At 58.5% G+C, this 24077-nt stretch carries 21 protein-coding genes; 4 read left to right on the forward strand and 17 right to left on the reverse strand.

All coding sequences use genetic code 11. The features are described from left to right. Positions 1–19 precede the first annotated feature (19 nt). The 6 genes from ABVT35_RS24470 to ABVT35_RS24495 form a co-directional block, all read right to left on the reverse strand. Positions 20–901, reverse strand: coding sequence for a F0F1 ATP synthase subunit gamma (locus ABVT35_RS24470; RefSeq protein WP_368470132.1), 882 nt, complete (start codon positions 899–901; stop codon positions 20–22). A 42-nt stretch (positions 902–943) separates the two neighbouring features. After that, positions 944–2473, reverse strand: a complete 1530-nt coding sequence (atpA, locus tag ABVT35_RS24475) for a F0F1 ATP synthase subunit alpha (protein WP_368470134.1) — start codon at positions 2471–2473, stop codon at positions 944–946. Continuing rightward, complete coding sequence (locus ABVT35_RS24480; RefSeq protein WP_368470135.1) at positions 2473–3033, reverse strand: F0F1 ATP synthase subunit delta; 561 nt, start codon at positions 3031–3033, stop codon at positions 2473–2475. Before ABVT35_RS24480 ends, atpA begins: the two co-directional genes overlap by 1 nt. Positions 3034–3348: 315 nt before the next feature. After that, positions 3349–3705, reverse strand: a complete 357-nt coding sequence (locus ABVT35_RS24485) for a hypothetical protein (protein ID WP_368470136.1) — start codon at positions 3703–3705, stop codon at positions 3349–3351. Between the two features lie 389 nt (positions 3706–4094). Beyond that, positions 4095–4484 (reverse strand): DUF4345 family protein, encoded by a 390-nt coding sequence (locus ABVT35_RS24490; protein WP_368470137.1) that lies wholly within the window; start codon positions 4482–4484, stop codon positions 4095–4097. 22 nt (positions 4485–4506) lie between these two features. Further along, positions 4507–6705 (reverse strand): primosomal protein N', encoded by a 2199-nt coding sequence (locus ABVT35_RS24495; protein WP_368470138.1) that lies wholly within the window; start codon positions 6703–6705, stop codon positions 4507–4509. A gap of 425 nt (positions 6706–7130) precedes the next feature. Here ABVT35_RS24495 and fsa point away from each other — a divergent pair, with 425 nt between their 5' ends. Continuing rightward, positions 7131–7784, forward strand: a complete 654-nt coding sequence (gene fsa / locus ABVT35_RS24500) for a fructose-6-phosphate aldolase (RefSeq protein ID WP_368470139.1) — start codon at positions 7131–7133, stop codon at positions 7782–7784. An 83-nt stretch (positions 7785–7867) separates the two neighbouring features. On the opposite strand, the gene ABVT35_RS24505 is transcribed toward fsa, so the two are convergent. Next, the gene (locus ABVT35_RS24505) at positions 7868–8224 is read right to left on the reverse strand and encodes a DUF1428 domain-containing protein (protein WP_368470141.1); all 357 of its coding nucleotides are present in this window, start codon (positions 8222–8224) and stop codon (positions 7868–7870) included. A gap of 276 nt (positions 8225–8500) precedes the next feature. Beyond that, positions 8501–9487 carry a LysR family transcriptional regulator gene (locus tag ABVT35_RS24510; protein WP_368470142.1) on the reverse strand — a complete coding sequence of 329 codons (987 nt, stop codon included), beginning with the start codon at positions 9485–9487 and terminating at the stop codon, positions 8501–8503. A 42-nt stretch (positions 9488–9529) separates the two neighbouring features. On the opposite strand from ABVT35_RS24510, the gene ABVT35_RS24515 reads away from it, so the two are divergent. Beyond that, positions 9530–10174, forward strand: coding sequence for a class I SAM-dependent methyltransferase (locus tag ABVT35_RS24515; RefSeq protein ID WP_368470143.1), 645 nt, complete (start codon positions 9530–9532; stop codon positions 10172–10174). A 165-nt stretch (positions 10175–10339) separates the two neighbouring features. Here the strand turns inward: ABVT35_RS24515 and ABVT35_RS24520 are convergent, their stop codons facing one another. The 5 genes from ABVT35_RS24520 to ABVT35_RS24540 form a co-directional block, all read right to left on the reverse strand. After that, positions 10340–10759 carry an MAPEG family protein gene (locus tag ABVT35_RS24520; RefSeq protein ID WP_368470144.1) on the reverse strand — a complete coding sequence of 140 codons (420 nt, stop codon included), beginning with the start codon at positions 10757–10759 and terminating at the stop codon, positions 10340–10342. 114 nt (positions 10760–10873) lie between these two features. Next, the gene (locus ABVT35_RS24525; protein ID WP_368470145.1) at positions 10874–12007 is read right to left on the reverse strand and encodes an AAA family ATPase; all 1134 of its coding nucleotides are present in this window, start codon (positions 12005–12007) and stop codon (positions 10874–10876) included. Between the two features lie 54 nt (positions 12008–12061). Beyond that, positions 12062–13714, reverse strand: coding sequence for a methyl-accepting chemotaxis protein (locus tag ABVT35_RS24530; RefSeq protein ID WP_368470146.1), 1653 nt, complete (start codon positions 13712–13714; stop codon positions 12062–12064). A gap of 3 nt (positions 13715–13717) precedes the next feature. Beyond that, positions 13718–14026 carry a hypothetical protein gene (locus tag ABVT35_RS24535; RefSeq protein WP_368470148.1) on the reverse strand — a complete coding sequence of 103 codons (309 nt, stop codon included), beginning with the start codon at positions 14024–14026 and terminating at the stop codon, positions 13718–13720. Between the two features lie 270 nt (positions 14027–14296). Further along, positions 14297–15226: a GNAT family N-acetyltransferase gene (locus ABVT35_RS24540; protein WP_368470151.1), complete on the reverse strand. Its 930-nt coding sequence runs from the start codon at positions 15224–15226 to the stop codon at positions 14297–14299. 246 nt (positions 15227–15472) lie between these two features. On the opposite strand from ABVT35_RS24540, the gene ABVT35_RS24545 reads away from it, so the two are divergent. Next, positions 15473–16414 carry a tyrosine recombinase XerC gene (locus ABVT35_RS24545; protein ID WP_368470152.1) on the forward strand — a complete coding sequence of 314 codons (942 nt, stop codon included), beginning with the start codon at positions 15473–15475 and terminating at the stop codon, positions 16412–16414. Between the two features lie 114 nt (positions 16415–16528). After that, positions 16529–17629 (forward strand): TraB/GumN family protein, encoded by a 1101-nt coding sequence (locus ABVT35_RS24550; protein ID WP_368470154.1) that lies wholly within the window; start codon positions 16529–16531, stop codon positions 17627–17629. A gap of 15 nt (positions 17630–17644) precedes the next feature. Here ABVT35_RS24550 and lpdA read toward each other — a convergent pair whose 3' ends face one another. The 4 genes from lpdA to ABVT35_RS24570 form a co-directional block, all read right to left on the reverse strand. Then, positions 17645–19057 (reverse strand): dihydrolipoyl dehydrogenase, encoded by a 1413-nt coding sequence (gene lpdA, locus ABVT35_RS24555; protein ID WP_368470155.1) that lies wholly within the window; start codon positions 19055–19057, stop codon positions 17645–17647. Between the two features lie 34 nt (positions 19058–19091). Continuing rightward, positions 19092–19520 carry a hypothetical protein gene (locus tag ABVT35_RS24560; RefSeq protein WP_368470156.1) on the reverse strand — a complete coding sequence of 143 codons (429 nt, stop codon included), beginning with the start codon at positions 19518–19520 and terminating at the stop codon, positions 19092–19094. A 104-nt stretch (positions 19521–19624) separates the two neighbouring features. Beyond that, the gene (odhB, locus tag ABVT35_RS24565; RefSeq protein ID WP_368470158.1) at positions 19625–20863 is read right to left on the reverse strand and encodes a 2-oxoglutarate dehydrogenase complex dihydrolipoyllysine-residue succinyltransferase; all 1239 of its coding nucleotides are present in this window, start codon (positions 20861–20863) and stop codon (positions 19625–19627) included. A gap of 47 nt (positions 20864–20910) precedes the next feature. Next, positions 20911–23895, reverse strand: a complete 2985-nt coding sequence (locus ABVT35_RS24570; protein WP_368470160.1) for a 2-oxoglutarate dehydrogenase E1 component — start codon at positions 23893–23895, stop codon at positions 20911–20913. Between the last annotated feature and the right edge of the window lie 182 nt (positions 23896–24077).

Below are 24077 nucleotides of genomic sequence, written 5' to 3' on the forward strand. Positions count from 1 at the left end.
TTACCCTCTTTCCAGAGCCTCAGAGCGCTTCCGCGCCCGAAATAATTTCAATCAGTTCTTTGGTGATCTGCGCCTGACGCTGACGGTTATAGCTGAGCGTCAGCTTGTCGATCATGTCACCGGCATTGCGTGTCGCACTGTCCATGGCCGACATGCGCGCACCCTGTTCGGACGCGCCGTTTTCCAGCAAGGCGCGGAAAATCTGTACAGCGATGTTGCGCGGGATCAGGTCGCCGAGAATGGCGGCAGCATCCGGCTCGTATTCGTAGACGGCATCCGTGCCGGCCTGCTCGGCATCGGCATCGCCGGTATCGGCCGGAATGATCTGCTGCGCTGTCGGCACCTGGGTGATGACCGACTGGAATTCCGAGTAAAACAGCGTGCAGATATCAAAGCCGCCTTCATCGAACAGGCCGATAACCTGTTTGGCGATGTCGTCGGCGTTGGAAAAACCGATACGCTTGACTTCCCTGAGGTCGACGCGGTCGATGATCAGCGAGCCGTATTGCCGCCGCAAAATGTCATAGCCCTTCTTGCCGACACAGAGGATTTTCACATCCTTGCCCTGTCCCTGCAAAGCGCTGACATGATCACGCGCCAGACGCGCGATCTGCGAGTTGAAACCGCCGCACAATCCGCGTTCCGCGGTACAGACCACCAGAAGGTGGGTCTGGTCTGACCCGGTTCCGGTCATCAGCCGCGGCGTGTCGTCGCCATCGGCAACAGCGCCGGCGATATTGCCGAGCACCGCGCTCATGCGCTGCGAATAGGGCCGAGCGGCCTCGACCGCCTCCTGGGCACGCCGAAGTTTCGCCGCGGCGACCATCTGCATCGCCTTGGTGATCTTCTGCGTCGCCTTGACCGAGGCGATCCGGTTTCTCAGATCCTTAAGTGAAGGCATCCGTTATCCGTCCGTTACTATGGTTCCGTCCGCTGAAAACACTCAGGCGAAGGACTTGGCGTAGGCATCGATGGCAGCAGTAAGCTGGCCCTTGATGTCGTCGCTCAAAGCCTTTTCAACCCGGATGGCTTCCAGAACATCCTTGCCGTCGCTGCGCATATGCGCCAACAGGCCTTCTTCGAACCTGCCAACATCGTTGACCTCGAGATCGTCGAGATAACCGTTCACGCCGGCAAAGATCACGGCAACCTGCTCTTCCGTCTTCAGCGGCGAGAACTGCGGCTGCTTCAAAAGCTCGGTCAAACGCGAACCGCGGTTAAGCAGGCGCTGGGTCGAGGCATCGAGGTCGGAACCGAACTGCGCGAAGGCGGCCATTTCACGATACTGGGCAAGCTCGCCCTTGATCGATCCGGCAACCTGTTTCATCGCCTTGACCTGAGCGGACGATCCCACACGCGAAACCGACAGACCGACGTTAACCGCCGGGCGGATACCCTGATAGAAGAGATCCGTTTCAAGGAAGATCTGACCGTCGGTGATCGAGATCACGTTGGTCGGAATAAAGGCCGACACGTCGTTGCCCTGCGTTTCGATGACGGGCAGCGCGGTCAGTGAACCGGCGCCATTGTCTTCGTTCAGCTTGGCCGCGCGCTCGAGAAGGCGCGAATGCAGGTAGAAAACGTCACCCGGATAGGCTTCACGGCCGGGCGGACGGCGAAGCAGCAGCGACATCTGACGGTAGGAAACGGCCTGTTTGGACAGATCGTCGTAACCGATCAGGGCATGCATGCCGTTGTCGCGGAAATATTCACCGATGGCACAGGCGGCAAACGGCGCAAGGAACTGCATCGGTGCCGGATCGGATGCCGTCGCAGCAACGATGATGGAATATTCAAGCGCGCCGCGCTCTTCCAGAACCTTCACGAACTGGGCAACGGTCGAACGCTTCTGGCCGACGGCGACATAAACGCAGTAAAGCTTGTCGCTTTCCTGTCCACTTTCGTGGATCGGCTTCTGGTTCAGAATCGTGTCGAGAATGATCGCGGTCTTGCCGGTCTGGCGGTCGCCGATGACGAGTTCGCGCTGGCCACGGCCGATCGGGATCAGCGCGTCAATGGCTTTCAGGCCCGTCGACATCGGCTCGTGCACCGATTTACGCGGGATGATGCCCGGAGCCTTGACGTCCACACGGGAGCGTTCTTTTGCCTGGATCGGGCCCTTGCCGTCGATCGGATTGCCGAGGGCGTCGACGACGCGGCCGAGCAGTTCCCGGCCGACCGGCACGTCCACGATGGCGCCGGTCCGCTTGACCGTGTCGCCTTCCTTAATGTCTCGGTCGGAACCGAAGATAACCACACCGACATTGTCGGCTTCCAGGTTCAGCGCCATGCCGCGAATTCCGCCGGGGAATTCGACCATTTCACCGGCCTGCACATTGTCCAGACCGTAAACACGGGCAATACCGTCACCAACCGACAGCACCTGACCGACTTCGGAGACTTCTGCCTCCTTGCCGAAATTTTTGATTTGTTCTTTTAGAATTGCGGAGATTTCCGCGGCACGGATGTCCATCAGCCGACCTCTTTCAGTGCAAGCTTAAGGGTAGAAAGTTTGGAGCGAAGTGATGTGTCAATTTGACGCGAGCCGACCTTGACGATCAGACCGGCCATGATTGACGGGTCGACGGTGACATGAATTGCCACGTCTTTGCCGGTGACGCTTTTCAGCGCCGCCTTCAATTCTGTTTCCTGGGCAGCGGTCAGCTCGTGAGCGGAGCTCACTTCCGCCGAAACTTCGCCGCGGTATTTGGCCTCGATCACACGATAGGCCCGGATAATGCCGGGAACGGCAAACAGCCGGCGGTTCTTCGCAACGACCCGAAGGAAGTTGCCGACCAGACCGGTGAAGCCTGCCTTGTCCGCAATGGCGGCAATGGCCTTGAACTGGTCGTCGGCCGAAAAGACCGGGCTGGTGATCAGCCTTTTGAGATCGTCACTGCTGTCGATCAGGGATTCGAGACGGTTGAGTTCTTCGGCAACGGCCTTTTCGGAATTGGCTTCCAGCGCCAGGTCGAAAAGGGATGACGCATACCGTTCTGCAACACCGGATATGAGCGAAGATGTGTCTGCCACGGGCACAAATTTCTCTGAACTGAATTCGAGGATTCGGAACCGGAGACGAATGTCACCGCAAATCCTTGAATTTGTTTCGATTTCTCCCCAGCTGCAGTCTCTTATTATTGATCCCTCGCCGGAAATTCGTGGTTCGTCTAGCACACGTCCGTTGGACTCGCAACACGCTTTACCCACTGCTTTGGGATGAGTTGGGGCATTATTGCCCCATAAATGAAAAAAAACCTGTCCGGCGCCACACCTATGCCGCGAACCCGGCATTTGTCTCAACACGCAAACGGCCGCCCGCAGGCGGCCGTGTTTAACAGAATCCGGTCAGTAGAGCCTGCCGCCATGGGGTGGCGGGGGAACCGGGTGGTGGGCCGGGTGGATCACCACGACGCCACTATGGGGCGGCGGTGCCGGATGATGCGGACCCACAAGGACGATGCTTTCATGGACCGGCAACCAAAGCTGCGGTGCCGGTGCCACGGCCACGACTTCCTTCTGCGGTGGTGACACCGTCGTGGAGGTTGACGGAGCTTCAGCCTGCGGTGGTGACACCGTCGTGGAGGTTGACGGAGCTTCAGCCCGGGCGATGCCTGCAATGGCAAGCCCGACGACGATTACGGCGGCCCGGATATTTCTGCGACCGCTATTCCGGTCAGTGCAGGGGCGGCACATTGATGACAATGGATGCTCCCGCGTGCGGTGGCGGAGGACCCGGAACCGGTACTGGCGGCGGTGCCGGGCGCGGTGCCGGAGCGACCGAAACCACCGGCGGACGGTGAGGCGGAGGTGGCGGCGGTGCGGCTTGGGCACTGGTTAGTGGTATTGCCGTTGCAACAAGCAGTGCGCCTGCTGCGGCGAGGCTGGTTAAAACAGTTGAGCGTCTCATGATCTGTCTCCTCAAATACGAGAGCAAATCAGGCAGTCATGTCAGGACGACATGCGTGGCTATGGCTGTCTGAATTCCGTTTGTGACATTGGATGTGTGAACGAAGGCTGCATGGTTCAACCGGCATTATGTGCTTTATCGTCACGCCAGCTCTGCGTGCATTGCATGGGATCGACAGGCAAATTTAGACATAGCCGAACACAAAGGCCAAGGGGAGCGCGGCAAGCACGGCTTCGATCAGGACCGAAACCCAGTTGAAGGGGGTTCCGGCACGGTCGAAGACGATCGCGGTAAGCCGCCCCAGCGCCGTAAATGCCCATGAAAGACCAAGCACCAGATAAAGAAACGGCTGGGCAAAAAGGATGCAGCCGATGCCGCAGCCAAGATAAAAGCCGGCCATCGTCGCCCGGCCCTCCGCAATGGCATCCGGCCGCTCCGCCATTGTCTGCAGGTGAAGGATCCTGAAGGACAATCGCGGCATGAAGAAAAGCAGCAGGCCGAAGAACACGGTGATTGCGGCAACGGCAAATGCCAGCGTCTCGCCCGTCGTGCTTGGCCAGTAAATCTGGATCATTTCATCCCTCCCATGAAGTGCGCTACATAAAGCTCTGCGGATCGATATCAATCTGAACCCGCACCGATCCGCGGATTTTTGGACCCTTGTCGATCATCCGCGCGACAAATCCCTGAATGTCGGCCTGCCTGCCGCCGTGAACGAGCAGCCGGTAGCGATAGCGGCCGCGGATCAGCGAAAGCGGCGCTTCCGCCGGACCCAGCACCTGGATATCGCCGGTCCGCGGCGCTGCCTGGCGCAGTCCTCGCGCATGGGCTTCGGCCTCGACACGGTTTGCCGCCGACACGATCAGCGCCGCCATGCGCCCGAACGGCGGAAGCTTGGCTCTTTCGCGTTCATCGATTTCCCGCTCATAGAAAGCCTCACGGTCGCCGGAGACGATCGCCTGGATGACCGGATGATTCGGCTGATAGGTCTGCAGCAGGCCGCGGCTTTTCCTGCCAAAGCGTCCGGCCCGGCCCGTTACCTGCGACAAAAGCTGAAATGTGCGCTCGGCGGCCCGCGGGTCGCCATTGGCAAGCCCGAGATCGGCATCGACGATGCCGACCAGCGTCATCATCGGAAAATTGTGCCCTTTGGCGACGAGCTGTGTGCCGATGACGATGTCCGCCTCGCCCTTGGCGATGGCTTCCAGCTCAAGCCGCAGGCGCTTGATCCCGCCCATCATGTCGGACGACAGGAGAATTGTGCGTGCATCCGGAAAATGCCGGTCGATCTCCTCGGCGATACGCTCGACGCCGGGTCCGCACGCCACCAGATGATCGAGCGTGCCGCATTCGGGGCAGGCTTCCGGAGTCCGCTCCGCATGGCCGCAATGGTGGCACTGCAACTGGTTCCTGAAACGATGCTCGACCAGCCAGCTCGAACAGTCCGGGCACTCAAACCGGTGCCCGCATACCCGGCACAGCGTCAGCGGTGCATAGCCGCGGCGATTGAGGAAGAGCAATGCCTGTTCGCTGGCCTCGATGGTCCTGCCGACGGCCTCGAGCATGACGGGCGACAAAAATCCGCCGCGTGCAGGCGGATCGCGCCGCATGTCGATGAGGTGAAGGTCGGGCAATGCGGCGCCGCCAAAGCGCTCGGGCAGATGAATGTTGTTGTATTTGCCGTTCTCCGCATTGACCCGGCTCTCGATGGAAGGCGTTGCCGAGGCGAGGATTGCCGGAAAGCCGCCAATATGGGCACGCACAACCGCCATGTCCCTTGCATTGTAAAAGACCCGGTCTTCCTGCTTGTAGGCCGCGTCGTGCTCTTCGTCGACGACGATCAGTCCGAGATCGGAAAACGGCAGGAACAGCGCCGAGCGGGCGCCCGCAACAACCCGAATGTCGCCATTGGCGGCCTGCCGCCACACTTTTTCGCGCATGCGCGGCGCGATATCCGAGTGCCATTCCGCCGGCTTACAGCCGAAGCGCCGTTCGAACCGCTCGAGGAAAGCCGAAGTCAGTGCAATTTCGGGAAGCAGAATAAGCACTTGGCGGCCCTGGCGGATCGCCTCGGCGACGGCCTCGAAATAGACCTCCGTCTTGCCGGATCCGGTGACGCCATCGATCAGCGAGACGGCGGGGGTATTGCCTTCCGGCCGCAGCAGCATCTCCACGGCAGCCTGCTGGTCGGTGCTGAGTTCCGGCTGGCGATAGTCGGGATCAGGGGCAGGCACCACCGGCTGCGGCGGGATGAAGACGGTCTCGAAAACGCCCTGTTTTATAAGACCGTCCACGACGCTGAGCGAGACTCCGGCAGCGCGGGCGAGACCCGACCGCGTCCAGCTGAAACCGTCTTCGGCGAGCGCGATCACCCGCGCTCTCGCGGACGTCATGCGCTCGGGCCGCAACTCGCCGATACGCAAGCCCTCCGTCGGCGCTTCCGGCTCAAAAGCCGCCGGTGCGCGAAGCGCCATGCGTGCCACCATTCCCGGCGGCGAAAGCGTATAGGCGGCTACCCAGTCGAGAAACCGGCGCATATCCCCCGCAATAGGAGGGCAGTCGAAGGCGAGCGTGATCGGCCGCAGTTTTGTGGCGTCAACCTGATCGGTCTCGCCATCCCAGACAATGCCCGCAACCTGCCGCGGTCCAAGCGGCACCTGGACGATCGAACCTGGCTGAACATGCATGTCTTCGGGTACGGCATAGGAATAAGGTGTAGGCGTCGGCAGCGGCACCAGCACCGGTACGGTCATGACGGGCTGGTCGGTCAGCGGCAGTTGCGGCGAATCTTTCATCTTGGTGGTGACCTTGACCGCGATTGCTCAGAGCAAGATTGGATCAAATAGGAGCGTTTGACCGAGGCGATTGTGGTCGCTGACAAGGCGGGTTGTGCGCCGTGGTGCTAACCCACCACAAGCGCGAGCCAACGCAGTCAGGGGACAAAATCGCCCGGCCCGATCAACTTTGTGTTTCATCTTGCTCTTTCCTTTCAAGGGTGGCGGACAATCGGCCCATCGTTCGCACTCAAATTCGTCCACCGGACGAATTTGCGCGACGTGCTCACCGTTGCGCCGCTTGCCCGATGTACCACATCGCGCTGCGCGACGCGCCTAGCCGAATGAACCGATTTTCCGCCATCAAATGCTTCTATTTGATCCAATCTTGCTCTAAAGAAAAGCCGCGACCGCTAATAAACCGCTCATGAGAGACGAGACATACAATGAAATTTTTTGTCGACACGGCAGATGTGGACGAGATCCGCGAACTCAATTCGCTGGGTCTGCTGGATGGCGTAACCACCAACCCGTCGCTGATCATGAAGTCCGGCCGGGACATCATGGAAGTCACCAGGGAAATCTGCGCAATCGTTGACGGCCCGGTTTCCGCCGAGGTCACCGCCACCGATTTTGACGGCATGATGGGCGAAGCCGAGATCCTCTCGAAGATCGCCGACAATATCTGCATCAAGGTACCGCTGACATTTGACGGGCTGAAGGCCTGCAAGGCGCTGACATCGGCCGGACACAAGACCAATGTGACCCTGTGCTTTTCCGCCAATCAGGCATTGCTTGCAGCCAAGGCCGGCGCAACCTTCATCTCGCCGTTCATCGGCCGGCTTGACGACACGGCCATGGACGGCATGGACGTGATTGCCGAGATCCGCAGGATCTACGACAATTACGGCTTTGCTACCGAAATCCTTGCCGCATCGATCCGCACGGTCAACCACGTCAAGGAAGCGGCGCTCATCGGTGCCGATGTCGCCACCGTACCGCCCGCAACGCTGCGCGCGCTGGTCAAGCACCCGCTCACTGACAAGGGCCTCGAGGCCTTCCTCGCCGACTGGCAGAAGACCGGACAGTCCATCGGCTGACGCCAGTCGGACCTGTAAATGAAGGCGGCGTCAAACCCGCCTTCTTTGCTCAGTGACAATGCCTCAATGCAGGCAGGCTTCCCTCACCCGCGCCCCATCGTGTGGATCGGCTCGAAGCCGCCATAGATAAGACGCCTGGCATCGAACGGAATTTCACCCGAAACCTCCAGACGCTTGTCCTTGAGCATCCTTGCTTCGGCGGCATCGACACTCGCCTTGTCTGGCCACACCTGCCATGAAAACACGATCTTTTCTCCGGCCTTCGCATCGACGGCGCGGCGGAAGTCCGTGTGTTTGCCATCGGGAACATTATCCTCCCAGGATTCGACGATCTCGAGACATCCATATTCCTTGAAGATTTCCGCCCCGTTTCTTGCCCATTTCCGGTAGGCCTCGAACTTTTCCTCGGGCACGGGAATCACGAATCCTGCGATATACATTGCTGAGACTCCTCGGGCTTGCTGTGCGTCTGCCGGGTCTGCCGTGCGGTATTGCGATTATGGCATCGTGCGGTAAAGAGTCGATCCGTGGCGGCGCTGCAGTTCATTGCGTCAGGGTATCGCAACGGAAATGACGGCTTTTACCGGGCCATAGCTGCCGTTCGTGCTTATTGCAGCCAAGGTCAGCACTGAGCCCAGAGTGACAAATGCTGCAAACGGCATGAATGTCGGCATTGTCTTCATGTGCACAATTAAATTGAAGCACGTGCTCAGACATCAGCGGTGACTTCTAGCTATCTTCCCAAGTTGATTTGCCAGAAAATCAAATACAGTTCTGATCCGGGGACTTGTTTGAAATTCTCTGTGCGTGACCAGCCAAACAGGGAATTCCAAAGATGGTACATCCGCAAACACTTTTTCTACTCCCGGTTCAAGCTCGCCCAAAACTTCTGGCATCATTGAAACTCCGAGGCCTGCCTTTACCATTTCCCACGTGACTATGTTAGAATGAGGTTGGATCGCAAAACTCTCCGCCCTAAGCGAAACACCTATATTTTGCATTGCTGTAATCAAGCGTTCTGAATCGGGAATACCAACAAAGCTGTGGTCAGCTACTTCTCGCAACGAGCGAGGTCGGCCCTCTCTATCGAGATAGGCGCTAGCGGCATATAGATTGGTGCGCAAGTCTCCGACGTGACGCGCAATGAGTTCCGGTTCATGTGGACGCGCATGCCGAATGGCAATGTCTGCCTCGCGCTTCATCAGATTCTGAACATCGTCTGACTCTTGGATACGTATGGTGATTCCGGGAGCCGATTCACGTAGGGGAGAAAGGATACCTGGCAGTATCGCAGCTGACATGAGATCAGTTGCCGCTAACACAACATTCCCAACAACCTCCTGTGATTGCCGATCTGCCGTCATGGAAATGAGCGTCGCTGCCTCCCCCATCGAGCGCACGTGGTTCAGTAGTTCTTGCCCGGCCTGCGTGAGGGATTGTCCCTTCACGCTGCGTTCCACCAGTATGGTGCTAAGCGACGCCTCAAGAGCTGCGATTTGTCTGCTTATTGTCGGCTGGGTCGTGTTCAGTACACGCGCAGCTGCGCTGAATGAGCCTTCTTCAGCCGTTGCGAGAAAGGCCTTAACTTGGTTCCAGTCAAAAGAGATCGCCGACCAGTTCATATATTTGCGTATACTAAACCAACAAATTTCGTCAATCGACCGCGTACAAACGCATAGATAGTTTCTCGCCAAAGCTGCCACTCACACGCCACAACCCGCCCAGAAGCAGGAGAACGACGCAAAATGAGCAAATCGCAAGACTTCTGGGATAAGTCAGCTGACAACTATGACAGAACCGAAGAACGGTTTGAGTACATTCACAGCCGAACCCGCGAGTGCGCAAAGAAACATCTCAAAGATACGGATGTCGTTCTTGACTATGGATGTGGGACGGGCACAACCGCCTGCGAACTCGCAAGTCAGGTGAAGGAAATTCATGCGATTGATATCTCATCAAGAATGATCGAAATCGCGAAAGATAAAGCGGCTGACGGAAACGTTGCAAACTTAGACTTTGCACAGGCCGATATCTTTGATGAAAGATACGAGAGAGAATCCTTCGACGTGATCCTGGCTTTCAACATGTTACACACGGTGCCTGACCCACAGGCGGTTGTGCGCAGAGTGCTTGAGCTGCTGAAGCCCGGCGGCACATTCATCTCTGTAACGCCTTGTCTGGCGGGCAGGATGTCGTTTCTGGTCAGCTTGCAAATTCTGTTGGTTCGGCTGTTGCTGAAAATCGGTGTAATCCCAGTTCCCATAAGAAGGCTGAAAAAATCCGATTTAGACGGTTTGGTATCTGACAAGAATTTTCAGGTTGTGGAGGCTGAAGAAATTTTCAGGGGTGCCTCCAGCTATTTTGTAGCGGCAACGAAAATTGGCGGGTAATTTTGTTCCCATAGATGTCAGTTGACACTCACATTGCAGACCTTGTCCCCGCCTTGGCGAATAGCCGCTGTGTCCGCGCTGCGGACCTCAACGCAATCCGCATGAAACGTCCGCTCTGCCCAAACCCGCCGCAAAGGCCTGTGTCCGGAACAGCCCTGTCAGCCCCTACAAAACCGCAATTATAACCACAAACACCATGGCAATATTGAGCACCCAGCCCGCCACATAGGTGAATGACCGCACGCTTTGTGCCGGCTTGCCGATATTCTGCAGATAGACGAATGTATACAAAAGCCGCACCACGACCGTGGCCCACACCAGGATGGCGACCCAGGTCGCGGATGCGCCGAGCAGCATTGCGAACATGGTCGGAATCGCGAACTGGGCATAGTTTTCAACCGCGTTCATGTGGGTGCGGTGCAGACGATAGTTCGTATCGCCGTAGTCGTTTGCGGGTTCCGAACCCGGCTTGATATCAGCGCCGGCTTTTTTTGCAGCAACGGCCGGCGTCAGAACCAATATGATGATGCCGGTGATCATCAGTCCGATAATGCTGCCGCCATAGGGAGCGAGTGCCTCAACCATTCTCTTTTCCTCTTGTTTTCCAAGTATCTAGGAACGTTCGGCGAGTATCATACAGACAGGCCTTAAAGGACTGCAAGCCCTCCATCGCTCCTGCCCGGCCGGCTGTGCGGCATGTCAATCATCCTCATCGTCCATGCGCCCCGTCAGGGTCATGCCTTCTATCCAGGTCGCACCGTCGCGGCGGATGACGGTTTTGGCGCGCACGCCGCAGCGCTCCGAAATCGCGTCGGCCAGCGCATCGGAGTGGGTGACAACCCACACCTGGCTGTCGGCCGAGGCACTGGCGATCATGCCGGCAAGCGCCGGCAGCATGTCGGGATGAAGGCTCGCCTCCGGCTCGTTGAGCGCAATAAAGCGCGGCCGCCGATAGGACAAAAGCGCCGCCGCCAACGCCAGGAAGCGGATCTGGCCGTCCGACAGTTCACGCGGCTGGAAGATACGCTGCGGAAAATCCGGAAGCACCAGCCCGAAACTCGCATATTCCTCCGGCTCAGGAATGGAAAGCGCCGCGCCTGAAAAAGCATCATAGACGGCCCGGTCGAGATCGATCGTGTCCTGGCGCGTATGGGCAAGTGTTGCCAGCACTGCCGCGATATTGGCCCCGTCCTCCTCAAGCATCGGTGCAGTGATGGCAAGACAGGGGCGGCGCAGCGGCGAACCGGCATCGGAGCGGAAACCGTGATAGAACCGCCATTGCCCGATCATATGGCGCAGTGTGCTGATTTCGGGATAACGGCCCGCATCGCCAAGCATGTAGAGTGCGGTCTCCGACGTCATCGCCTGTTCGGGATAGTCTGCCATGCGGCCGTTTTCGTCGCGCACCGAAATATGCCCGCCCTTGCGCTTCATCAGCATATGCGGCCGGCGGCCGGTGTCGATGGTCAGTTCCTCTGCCTTGATCTGGGCTTCATGGCTGAAGCCGGCTCCCGCCGGTATCCGGAAGCCGGTTTCAATGGCGTAGTTGTAGATAATCCCGGTATCCTCATCGACGATCTCCGCCGTGAGTTTGATCCGCGCTTTCTGGTGATTTTTCGTGCCGCCACTCCAGAAGGCAGAGTAAATCCCGCCCTCCTGTGCAATCAAATGCGAGAACCGACCATCGGCCGCCGCCTTGATGAGCTGCAGCGAGCGGTAGAGATTGGATTTGCCGGCGCCGTTGGCGCCGACGAAAAGATTGACCGGTCCAAGGTCCATTCGGATCGAGCGAAGGGACCGGTAGTTTTCGGCAGACATGGAGCGCAGATACATGCGCGGAGGCTAGAATGAGTCGCCGGCTCCAGCAAGCCGGCGACAATGATTTGATCAGGCTGCCGATTCCTCGCCGTAATAGGCCTCATCGTCGGCAATATCCGTCTCTTCGAACTCCGCGTTATGTGCACTGCCAGGTGAAACAGTACCGCCAAGTTCGAACTGGGCGATCTTGGCCGTCAGGCCATCAAGCTCCATCGCAAGACTGTGCGTCGATGCCGTGGTCTGCTCCACCATCGCCGCATTTTGCTGGGTGAACTGATCCATCTGGCTGACCGCCACATTGATCTGCTGCAGGCCAGCCGACTGTTCACGCGACGAGCTGGCGATGGCATCGATGTGCTGATCGATATTCACCACCTTGCCGGCGATGCTGTTGAGCACCGAACCCGTCTTGTTGACGAGTTCGACACTGGAATTGACGTTCACGTCACTTGCTTCGATCAGCGTGGTGATTTCCTTTGCCGCATTGGCCGCACGCTGGGCCAGCTCCCGTACCTCCTGCGCGACGACGGCAAATCCCTTGCCGGCCTCACCGGCCCGGGCCGCTTCCACGCCCGCATTAAGGGCGAGAAGATTGGTCTGGAAGGCAATATCCTCAATGACACCGATGATCTGGCCGATCTTCTTGGATGATTCTTCCAGCTCGTCCATGGCCTTGATGACCTGCTCGACAATGACACCGGACTCGTCGGCATCGACCTTTGCCTCCGATACCATCTTTCTGGCCTCTTCGGCCCGCTCGACGGCGTTCTGGACGGTCGTGGTGATCTGGCCGAGCGCGGCGGCGGTTTCTTCCAGCGATGCCGCCTGCTGCTCCGTGCGGCGGGAAAGATCGTCGGTCGCGTTGCGGATTTCGACAGACCCCGAATTGATGTTGCTGGCGCTCAGATTAATGTCGCCGAGGGCGCTCTGCAGCTGGTCGACGGCACGGTTGAAATCGACACGCACCTGATCGAGCTCGCCATCAAATGTTTCATCAATTCCGCTTGAGAAATCACGGTCGGCAAGCCGGCCGAGCCCGGCGGCAATCTGTTCGATGGCGGTGTTGAGCTCGTGGGCGGCCTGCTCCTTTTCCGCATCGCGCATGGCCCGCTCTTCGTTTGACTGCACGTGCAGTTCCTCGGCCTTGGCCGATTCTTCGGCAAGTGCCGCCTGAGCGGACTGCGCATCGCTTGTCGCGCTTTCAGCCGCAATCAGCGATTTTTCCACCGACCAGGACATGACCAGCAATACGCCGCTCTGCAGAACCAGAACGACGGCGTGCAGGACGACACGGCTGAGATCGGATTCCCCCGGGAAAACGGCCAGCGGCAGCACGAAATACAGGATGAGGTGATGCAGCGCTGTCGCGCCGGAATAGGCGACGATCGCCCGCCAGTCGATCCAGGCGGCACAAACCGCAAGCGAAGCGAAGAAGTACATATGCATGTCTATTTGCAGCGGCGAATTGACAAAGCCGTAGACCAGCAGGGAAACCAATGCGAATTGGGCAATCGATGTAACAATACGTGTCGCCGGGCCGGTGCGGTCGAAATACCATGTGAGCGTTGCGGCGGCAGATACCGCAAACCCACCACCAAGAAGAACAGGCAGAGAGGCTTCCGTGCCGTAGATGGCCCGGGCGGCCAGCAGCGCGAAATTGACCCAGAGCAGGGCCACAACGCCAATAGATACTTTCGAGCGAAGGGCTTCCAGTGCGTTCATTTCCTAATTCCTTCTAAGGCAACCTGCCGCGAGCGCATGATCGAGGACCACAAGCGCCCCGCGGCTCATGAGCCGGGATGCGAAATCCGTTTGATTGGAATGTGCGATAGCAACCCAGTTAAACCGGCCGCCATCGACAAATGTTCCATCGGCCCGGGAGATGATCTCGATCACTCGCCCGGCGTGGCTCCAGGGCGGTGCGACAACAATCACATAAGGGCTTCTCGGAACGGCAAAAGCCAAAAGCAGCACAACGGCGACAAGCGTCGCGTTGGCGGCAATGATGCTCCAGCCTTTGTTTGTGACGGACAATCGCACACACCGAAAAGGGCCGCACAAAATACTGCGGACCGGCCTTTGTCACATTGCTCGAAAAGAGCCCGTTTGGCGGCGGCATCATGCCTCAGGAAACGCAATATCTGCAGCAATATATGCCGAATATCCTCGCAGTAGGGCGTCTGCGTATGTTCCGGATTCCGGACCGTTCAACGCCGGAAACCATGCTGCGCTGCATGCGCCAGGCCGCATATTAGAGAGTCAATTCTTTCGGCATGGTAAACAGGTTGTAATCTGTTGCCTTGGCTAGGCCTCTTCGGAAACGCGCGCGTTCTCGAACTGGAATTTGCGGTCCGGATCGCTGGCCAGATCGAACACGCAGTGATGTTCAAGAGCCTTTGTGATTTCGGTGACGTCGCCCTCAAGTTCCTCTGGTGGAATAAGCTGACCGATATTGAATTCGAAGGTCTTGCTCTTCTTGTTCAACACCTCGTGGAACACGGTCATATCGCGCAGTTCGGTTGAGTGTTTGGCAAACCAGTAAAACAGCCCCGAATTGCGCGCCGACATGTGAACGGGCAGCACCGGAAGGCCGTGTCTGCGCGCAAGACCAACAGCGGAAGCTTTCCACGGACGTTCATTCAGCTTGCCGTTGGCCCAATAGGCAATGCGTCCGGAGGGGAACAGAATGGTGGCCTTGCCCTCTTCCACGGCACGGTTGGTCAGCCGCAGGGTTTCCCTGGCCTTGAGCTTGCTCTTGTACTCCTCGCGCCACTCGACCGGGATGATCAGCTCGACATAGCGCGGATTGACCCGGATGGCATCCCTGTTGGCAAAGAACATCATGTCCGGACGCCGGTCCTTCAACAGGTCGAAAACCGCAACACCGTCGGCAATGCCGGTCGGATGGTTGCTGACCATCACAAATCCGCCGTTTTCGGGGATGCGTTGCTTGTTGCGGACCTTCAGCTCGAGATTGAGCAGGTTGCTGGCATATTCCATCGCATCGTAGCCGGGCATATTGGCTATGGCATCGGCAAACTCGATAGCCTGCCGGTAATGCAGAAGAATATGAAGAAACGGCCGCATGACCGGCCAAAGCGGGTGCTTGACGATTTTCTGGCCGCGTTCGGCAATCAGCTGATCGACAATATGGCCCGGCTGCCCCTGGGAAACGAGAGCAATACGATCTGCCAGATCATCCAAACTCATCAACTGGAAGCGCTTTTGGGTCATTTACCATCCCCGCGTACGTATAACGACACTATCGCAGCAAAATGTGTACTCACAATGACAAGGACCGCCCCGCCTCCCACATGTCAGGTTAACAATAATATAACCGCTGCGAGCAACAATGCCACTGCAATCAACTGAAAGCCAACTAATGCTTTTGTATGCCGACTTCAAGCGCCGTGGCAGAGTGTTCCTCAGCTAAAGTCCTGGAAACAGGATATTATTTGATAAAGTGAGATTTGACCGGACATGACGGAAGACACGTTTGTCATCGTCTCGAAACCCGACCTCCAGGAGCAGCAGCGGGCCTGGCACGACAACCTGAAGCTTGAGCGCCGCCTTTCCGCAAATACGCTGGACGCCTATTTGCGCGATTTAAGGCAGTTTCTTGTCTTTTTGACCGGTCATCTGGGTGGCGCGCCGGGATTGTCGGACATAAAGGCATTACGTCCCGCCGATATGCGTGCATTTCTTGCACACAGGCGTAAAAACGGCGCCGGAGCCCGTACCCTCGGCCGCAGCCTTGCCGGAATCCGGTCTTTTCTGCGTTTTCTCGAAAAACGCGGGCTCGCCAATGCCGCCGGCATCAACGCCATGCGCGCGCCAAGGCAGCCGAAATCTTTGCCGCGGCCATTGACCGACAAACAGGCCGTTGCGGTCACGCGCAGCGACGAGCATCTCGCCGAAGAACCCTGGGTCGCGGCGCGCAACGCGGCGGTGCTTGCCCTGCTGTATGGCTGTGGCCTGCGAATTTCGGAGGCGCTGGGCCTGTCGCCGCAAGATCTGGCCGGAAATCCGGCCTCGTTGCAGATAACCGGCAAGGGCGGAAAGATGCGGATGGTTCCGCTGCTGCCTGCAGCCCTTGCCGCGGTGCGGGAATATCAGCGCCTTTGCCCTTGGCATCTGGAAGCCGAAAAACCGCTGTTTCGCGGTGTCCGCGGCGGTACCCTGCAGCCCGCCATCATCCAGCGCGAAATGCGCAAGTTGCGAGCCGCTCTTGGTCTTCCCGACAGCGCAACGCCGCATGCATTACGCCACTCCTTCGCAACGCATTTGCTGGCTGGCGGCGGCGATCTTCGCTCCATCCAGGAACTGCTCGGCCACGCCAGCCTTTCAACGACCCAGGTTTACACCGGCGTCGACACCAAACGGCTGCTTGAAACCTATCAAAAGACACACCCGAGGGCCTGATAGGGTTTTGTTAACCGAATGCCCGCCTGTTGCCGCTTTGCCGGGCTTTGTTAACCGTTTGGAACCGGCTTTGCGGCTAGTTTGTCCGCTATTGCTTAACGTATCGGAACGGTCATGACATTCATTTCTTCGCCGCAGGATCTGTTCAAACCCGTGCGAACAAACTGGGCATTTTTAGCCGGCATTGCGGTGCATCTGCTTTTTGCCCTCTCTTTTTTCGTTGTTCTGGCGCTGGCAACAACGCGGGCGCAGGCCGAGGAACTGGCCTGTAATGGAAAAAACCTGATGGATGTCATGGCCGAGGAACAGCCCGAGACCCTTGCCGGGATCCTTGCCGAAGCGGCAAAGGTTCCGAACGGCAACAGCCTTCTATGGAAAATCGAAAAGGAGGGCGTCAGCCCGTCCTGGCTCTACGGCACGATGCATACCGCCGACCCCCGCGTGCTTGAATTGAATGACGCGGCACAATCCGCGTATGACACCGCGACGACCGTTGTCACCGAATTGAAAGACATAGCGAATGTCGACCGGAAAATGCTTGCTATGATGGCCGACCCCGAATTTGCGATGCTTCCCGACGGCGCAACGCTGCAGGACCTGCTTGACGAGGAAGGCTATGCATCGGTGGAAACGGTGCTGGAATCCCGCAACATGCCGATGACATTCGCCTCCCGCATGAAACCGTGGCTCGTTTTCAGCCTCATTTCCATTCCCGAATGTGAGCTTGTCAGAAAAGGCCAGGGCAATGCCGTGCTTGATCAGATGTTGGCCAAGCGCGCCCTGGAGCAGGGCAAGTCTCTTGTCGGCCTGGAAACCGTCGAAGAGCAGATTTCAGCCATTGCCGGTCTGCCGCTGGATGTTCAGGCATTGCTTTTGGCCGACACGGCCGCGATGGGACCAATTCTTGATGATGTATTCGCAACCATGACCGAACTGTATCTCGACGGGCAGATAACCACGGTCATGCCGCTGATCCAGGCAATGTCCGCGGATGCCGACACAGCCGACGGTGACAGCGATGCGAAAGCCGGCGCCTATGCCGCGTTCGAAAAACGGCTGGTAGAGACCCGCAACCACACCATGGCCGAACGCCTGCAGCCGGTTCTTGCCGACGGCAATGCCTTTATTGCGGTCGGTGCATTGCACCTGCCTGGCGAAGAAGGTGTGGTTCAGCTCCTGCGCGACGGCGGCTACACGGTCACCGCCGTCCGGTAACCGCTGCCGCACCGCCTACATGTGGATTGGTTTGTCGAAGGCGCCGAGAGCAGCTTCCTTGACAGCTTCCGACATTGTCGGGTGCGCGTGGCAGGTGCGGCCGAGGTCTTCGGCACTGCCGCCGAACTCCATCAACACGGCTGCCTCGTGGATCATTTCGCCCGCACCAAAGCCAACGATATGAACGCCGAGAACGCGGTCGGTCGCCTTGTCCGCTATCACCTTGACGAAGCCGTTGGACTGAAGCATGGCCCGCGCTCGGCCATTGGCCGAAAACGGAAATTTGCCGACCTTGTAGGCAACGCCCTCGGCCTTGAGCTCCTCTTCCGTTTTGCCGACCGATGCGACTTCCGGCTGCGTATAGACAACGCTCGGAATGACCCCGTAATTCACATGTCCGGCCTGGCCGGCCATGATTTCGGCAACGGCCACACCCTCGTCCTCTGCCTTGTGGGCAAGCATCGGACCGGCGACGACGTCGCCGATGGCGTAAATGCCCGGAATATTGGTGCGGTAGTGCTCGTCGATATGGATCCGGCCCAGATCGTCGACAATCACGCCGGCATGTTCGAGTCCGAGGTCTTCCGTATAGGGTTTCCGGCCGGTCGCAACCAGCACGACATCGGCATTGATGGTTTCCGCTTCACCGCCCTTGACCGGCTCGAACGTGACTTTCGCCGATTTGGTGGTGGCCTTTACCCCGGTTACCTTGCAGCCGAGTTTGAAGGTAATGCCCTGCTTTCCAAGCATGCGCTGGAACTGTTTTGACACTTCACCGTCCATCGGCCCCAGGATCTTGTCGAGAAATTCGACGACGGTCACCTTGGCGCCAAGCCGGGCCCAGACCGAGCCAAGCTCCAGGCCGATGACGCCGCCGCCGACGACCACCATGTGGTTCGGCACTTTGGCAAGTTCCAGCGCGCCGGTAGACGAAACGACGATCTTCTCGTCAAAGGTCACATCGACGCCCGGAATACCAGCCACATCCGATCCGGTTGCAATGACGATATTGGTTGTTTCGATTTCAACACTGTCGCCCTTGCCGTCGGCCACGGAAACTTTGCCTTCGCCGACGATCGTGCCTATGCCGGTAAAGACATCGATCTTGTTCTTTTTCATCAAAAAGGCGATGCCTTCGACATTGGACTTAACGGTCGCATCCTTGTGCGCCATCATCTTTTCAAGATTAAGCTTCGGCTTGCCTATCTCGACGCCAAGTTCAGGAAGGGAATGCCCAGCCTCGGCAAACATCTCAGAAGCATGGAGCATGGCTTTGGATGGAATGCATCCGATGTTCAGACAGGTTCCGCCTAGTGTGCTGCGCTTTTCGACCACGGCCGTTTTCAGGCCCAGCTGTGCGGCTTTGATCGCACACACATAGCCGCCCGGACCGGTCCCAATCACAATGAGATCGTAGCGTTCAGCCATAAGACTTTCCTTTTCTGTCTTTTGTAGCGGCTGCCTATTCCTGGCAGGCCGATAGTGTCAGTATTTCAATCTCGTTCTGTGCAAGGCCGGCAACAAGGTCGGGCATTCGCTCACCGAGCGCCGCCGCCAGCCCGTCGAGCCGCAAATGACCCGCCGCCGGCTCGTTGGCAGCGGAAAGATCGCCGATTTTTCCGTCCGCAGTGACCGTGCGAACCAGCCCCTGCCAAACCGTGCAGGCGGCCATTTCCTCGCCGGTTGCATCACCGTCGGGACATTCATCAAGAACAACACCGGCTATGCCGCCCTCTTCCTCCGCCGGATAGGTATAGCCTTCAAACTTTGCACCTGCGCCCTCAACCAGAAGGAAAAAGCTCAGATCAGGTGCGCCCGAAAATTCCAGCATTATGCGCTGGTCCGCAGCGCTATAGCCGGCCAGCGCCTGCGGGCAGTTCCGTCCGCTCATGGCTTCCGCCCAACCCGGAGCCGCGGTGACAAGAACCGCGGCCAGGGCAGTGATTGGAAGAGGAGCGGATTTCATCTCGATCGTATCGATTTGTCCCGCCGATCCTAAAGATCGAGGACGAGTCGCTCCGGATCCTCGAGGCTGTCCTTCACGCGCACCAGGAAGGTGACGGCCTCCTTGCCGTCGACGATGCGATGGTCATAGGAAAGGGCCAGATACATCATCGGGCGGATAACCACCTGTCCGCCAAGCGCCACCGGCCGCTCCTGGATCTTGTGCATTCCAAGAATTCCGGACTGGGGCGCATTGAGGATCGGCGACGACATCAACGAACCGTATACACCGCCATTGGAGATGGTGAATGTTCCGCCCTGCATGTCGGCCATGCCCAGTTCGCCGCTGCGGGCCGCCAGTCCAAGTCTTCCGATCTCCTGCTCGATACCGGCGATCGACATCTGGTCCGCATCGCGCACGACCGGCACGACAAGACCCTTGTCGGTGCCGACGGCAACGCCGACATGGCAGAAATTCTTGTAGATGATGTCGGTGCCGTCGATCTCGGCATTGACGGCCGGAATTTCCTTCAGCGCATGACACACGGCCTTGGTGAAGAAACCCATGAAGCCGAGCTTGACTCCATGTTTCTTCTCGAAGAGTTCCTTGTATTTCTTGCGCAACTCCATCACCGCCGTCATATCCACCTCGTTATAGGTGGTGAGCATTGCCGCGGTGTTTTGTGCGTCTTTCAGCCGGCGTGCGATTGTCTGGCGCAGCCGGGTCATCTTGACCCGTTCTTCCCGCGCCTCGTCCTCGCCACTCGAGGGCGCGCGGGCCGCAGCGGGTGCCGCCGGTGCCGGTGCCGGTGCTGAAACACCCTTCGCCAGCGCATCGATGACGTCGCCCTTGAGCACCTGGCCGCGCTTGCCGCTACCGGCAACCTGGTCGGCGGCGACATTGTTTTCCGCCAGCATCTTGGCCGCAGACGGTGCCGGCGGCATATCGGTGCCGCCCGGCTGGGAAGCCGCTGCGGGAGCCGCCGCTTCGACCGGTGTGGAATTGGCAGCCGGCGCGGCCGCTGCCTCGGCCTTTGCGGGCGCCGCTGCCGCACCTTCGGCTATCTGTCCGAGAAGCGCGTCAACCTCGACGGTGTCGCCCTCATTGGCGGTGATCTCGGAAAGCGTACCGGCTGCCGGCGCCGGCACTTCGATCGTCACCTTGTCGGTTTCGAGTTCGACAACGGGCTCATCGGTGGCGATCGCATCGCCAACCTTTTTGAACCAGGTTCCGATGGTCGCCTCGGTAACGGATTCGCCGAGAGTGGGAACGCGAATTTCTGTGGCCATGTGTTCAGTTTCCGTTTCTCAAATTGATGGCTGTCTTTATTGGCAGGCTATCCGCCCAGGGCATCTTCGAGGAATGCCTCGAGCTGCGCCTTGTGCTTGGACATGATGCCGGTTGCCGGCGACGCTGCGGCCGGACGGCCGGTGTAGCGCACGCGTTGATACTTGGCGTCGATATGGGCAAGCACCCATTCCAGATACGGATCGATGAAGGCCCATGCGCCCATGTTTTTCGGCTCTTCCTGGCACCAAACCATTTCAGCTTCGCGGAAGCGCGACAATTCGTTGATCAGCGCTTTGGCCGGGAACGGATAGAGCTGCTCGAGCCGCAACAGGTAGATATCGTCGACACCGCGCTTTTCGCGTTCCTCGTAAAGATCGTAGTAGACCTTGCCGGTACACATGACGACACGGCGGATCTTGTTGTCCTTCTGCAACTTGATCGGCTGGTCCTTGCGCACTTCCGCGTCGTCCCAGAGCAGCCGGTGGAACGAGCTATCGCCTGCCATTTCCGACAGTTGCGAAACGGCCCGCTTGTGGCGCAGCAGCGATTTCGGCGTCATCAAGACCAGCGGCTTTCTGAAATTCCGCTTCATCTGACGGCGCAGGATGTGGAAATAGTTGGACGGCGTCGAACAGTTTGCCACCTGCATGTTGTCTTCCGCACAAAGCTGCAGGAACCGTTCCAGTCGGGCAGACGAATGTTCAGGCCCCTGGCCCTCATAGCCATGCGGCAACAGACATACGAGGCCCGACATGCGCAACCATTTGCGCTCGCCGGAGGAAATAAACTGGTCGAAGACCACCTGGGCGCCGTTGGCAAAATCACCGAACTGCGCTTCCCAAAGGGTCAGCGCATTCGGCTCGGCCAGCGAATATCCGTATTCGAAGCCGAGTACCGCCTCCTCCGAAAGCATCGAGTTGATGACTTCGTAGAGTGCCTGCCCCTTGCTCAGATTGTTGAGCGGAATATAGCGCCGCTCATCGGTCTGGCTGTAAAGCACCGAATGGCGCTGCGAGAACGTGCCGCGTTCGCAATCCTGGCCGGAAAGACGCACCGCATGGCCCTCTGTCACCAGCGAACCGAATGCCAGCGCTTCAGCCGTCGCCCAGTCGATGCCGTCGCCGGTCTCGATCATCTTGGCGCGATGGTCCATAAAGCGCTGTACCGTGCGGTGAGCGTCGAAATCATCCGGCACGGTAGCCAGCTTGCGGCCCATATCCTTGAGGTTTTTGACCGTCAGCGCGGTCTTGCCGCGGCGCTGTTCGTCCTGATTGTCGGCAACACGCATGCCCGACCACACGCCGTCGAGCCAGTCCGCCTTGTTAGGCTTGTAGGAATTGCCCGCTTCGAACTCCTGTTCCAGGAACGCGCGCCAGTCGGCCTTCATCTTCTCGACTTCGCCCTGGCTCAAAAGCCCTTCGCCAATCAGTTTGTGCGCATAAATCTGCAGCGTCGTCTCATGCGAACGGATGCGCTTGTACATTTTCGGCTGGGTAAACGCCGGCTCGTCACCCTCATTGTGGCCGAAGCGGCGGTAGCAGAAGATATCAAGCACAACGGGCTTATGAAATTTCATGCGGAACTCAGTCGCAACCTTCGCCGCATAGACCACGGCTTCCGGATCGTCGCCGTTGACGTGGAAGATCGGCGCTTCGATCATCTTGGCCACATCCGAGGGATAGGGCGATGAGCGCGAGAAGCGCGGGTTGGTGGTAAAACCGATCTGGTTGTTGACGATCACATGGACCGTTCCGGCAACCCTGTGTCCGCGCAGGCCCGAAAGGCCGAGGCACTCGGCCACCACGCCCTGTCCGGCAAAGGCGGCGTCGCCATGCAGCAGCAGCGGCAGAACCTTGACGCGCTCGGTCAGAGGCACGATTTCTTCGCGTGGCACGCCGGCCAGAAGATCCTGCTTGGCGCGCGCCTTGCCCATGACGACGGGGTTGACGATTTCCAGGTGCGACGGGTTTGCCGTCAACGACAGATGAACCGAATTGCCGTCGAATTCACGGTCCGAAGAAGTGCCGAGGTGGTACTTCACATCGCCTGATCCTTCGACATCGTCCGGCGTAAAGGATCCACCCTTGAATTCGTTGAAGATGGCGCGGTGGGACTTTCCCATCACTTGGGAAAGAACGTTCAGCCGGCCGCGGTGCGACATGCCCAGAACGATTTCCTTCAGCCCCATCTGGCCGCCGCGCTTGATGATCTGCTCAAGCGCCGGGATCAGCGCTTCGCCGCCATCGAGCCCGAAGCGCTTGGTACCCTTGTATTTGACGTCGATGAACTGTTCGAAACCTTCCGCTTCAATCAGTTTCTGCAAGATCGCGATCTTGCCGCGCGGAGTAAATTCAACGCCCTTGTCCGGACCTTCGATGCGCTGCTGGATCCATGACTTTTCCTCCGGGTTGGAGATATGCATGAATTCCACGCCGATCGTCGAACAGTAGGTCCGCTTGAGGATGTCGAGCATCTCGTTGATCGTGGCGTATTCGAGCCCGAGAACATTGTCGAGAAATATTCGGCGGTCGAAATCGGCCGGTGTGAAGCCGTAATTTTCGGGCGAAAGCTCGTTGTAGTCTTCCTTTTCCTCGGCAATGCCGAGCGGGTCGAGCTTGGCGTGCAGATGGCCGCGCATGCGATAGGCACGGATCATCATGATGGCGCGCACTGAATCGCGCGTTGCCTGCTGCACTTCGTCATCGGACAGAACGGCTATGCCGTTTGCCGACTTGCCTTTGAGCTTGGTTTCAATGTGCTGTTCGACTGAGCCCCAATCGCCATCGAGTGCGGAGACCAGCTCGCCATTTTCGGCGATTGGCCAGTTGTCGCGTTTCCACGATGCGCCGCGCGCTGCCTTGCGCACAGCATCGGCATCATCGTGCAGCGCCGAAAAAAAGCTCTGCCACTCGGCCGGCACCGAGGACGGATCGTCCTCGTAGCGGGCGTAGAGTTCTTCGATGTATGATGCGTTGCTGCCGTATAGAAATGAGGTTGCCTGAAAGGTTTCGTTGGCGTCCTGTCTTGCCATCTGCCCTCTGCGGGAAAGACCCGCCTCCTTGGTACGCTGCGGTCTTGCCGCATGGATTTTGCACCCGTCTCAGGTGCGTCGCATTTCCACCCAGTGGCCAAATATGCAGCGCGGACCCATTCTTGGGTAGTCCTGCTCTACACATTTGCCGGCTCCGTACCGCCCTACCGGCACGAAGACCC

This window comes from Hoeflea sp. TYP-13, assembly GCF_040932035.1.
GTDB lineage: Bacteria > Pseudomonadota > Alphaproteobacteria > Rhizobiales > Rhizobiaceae > Hoeflea_A.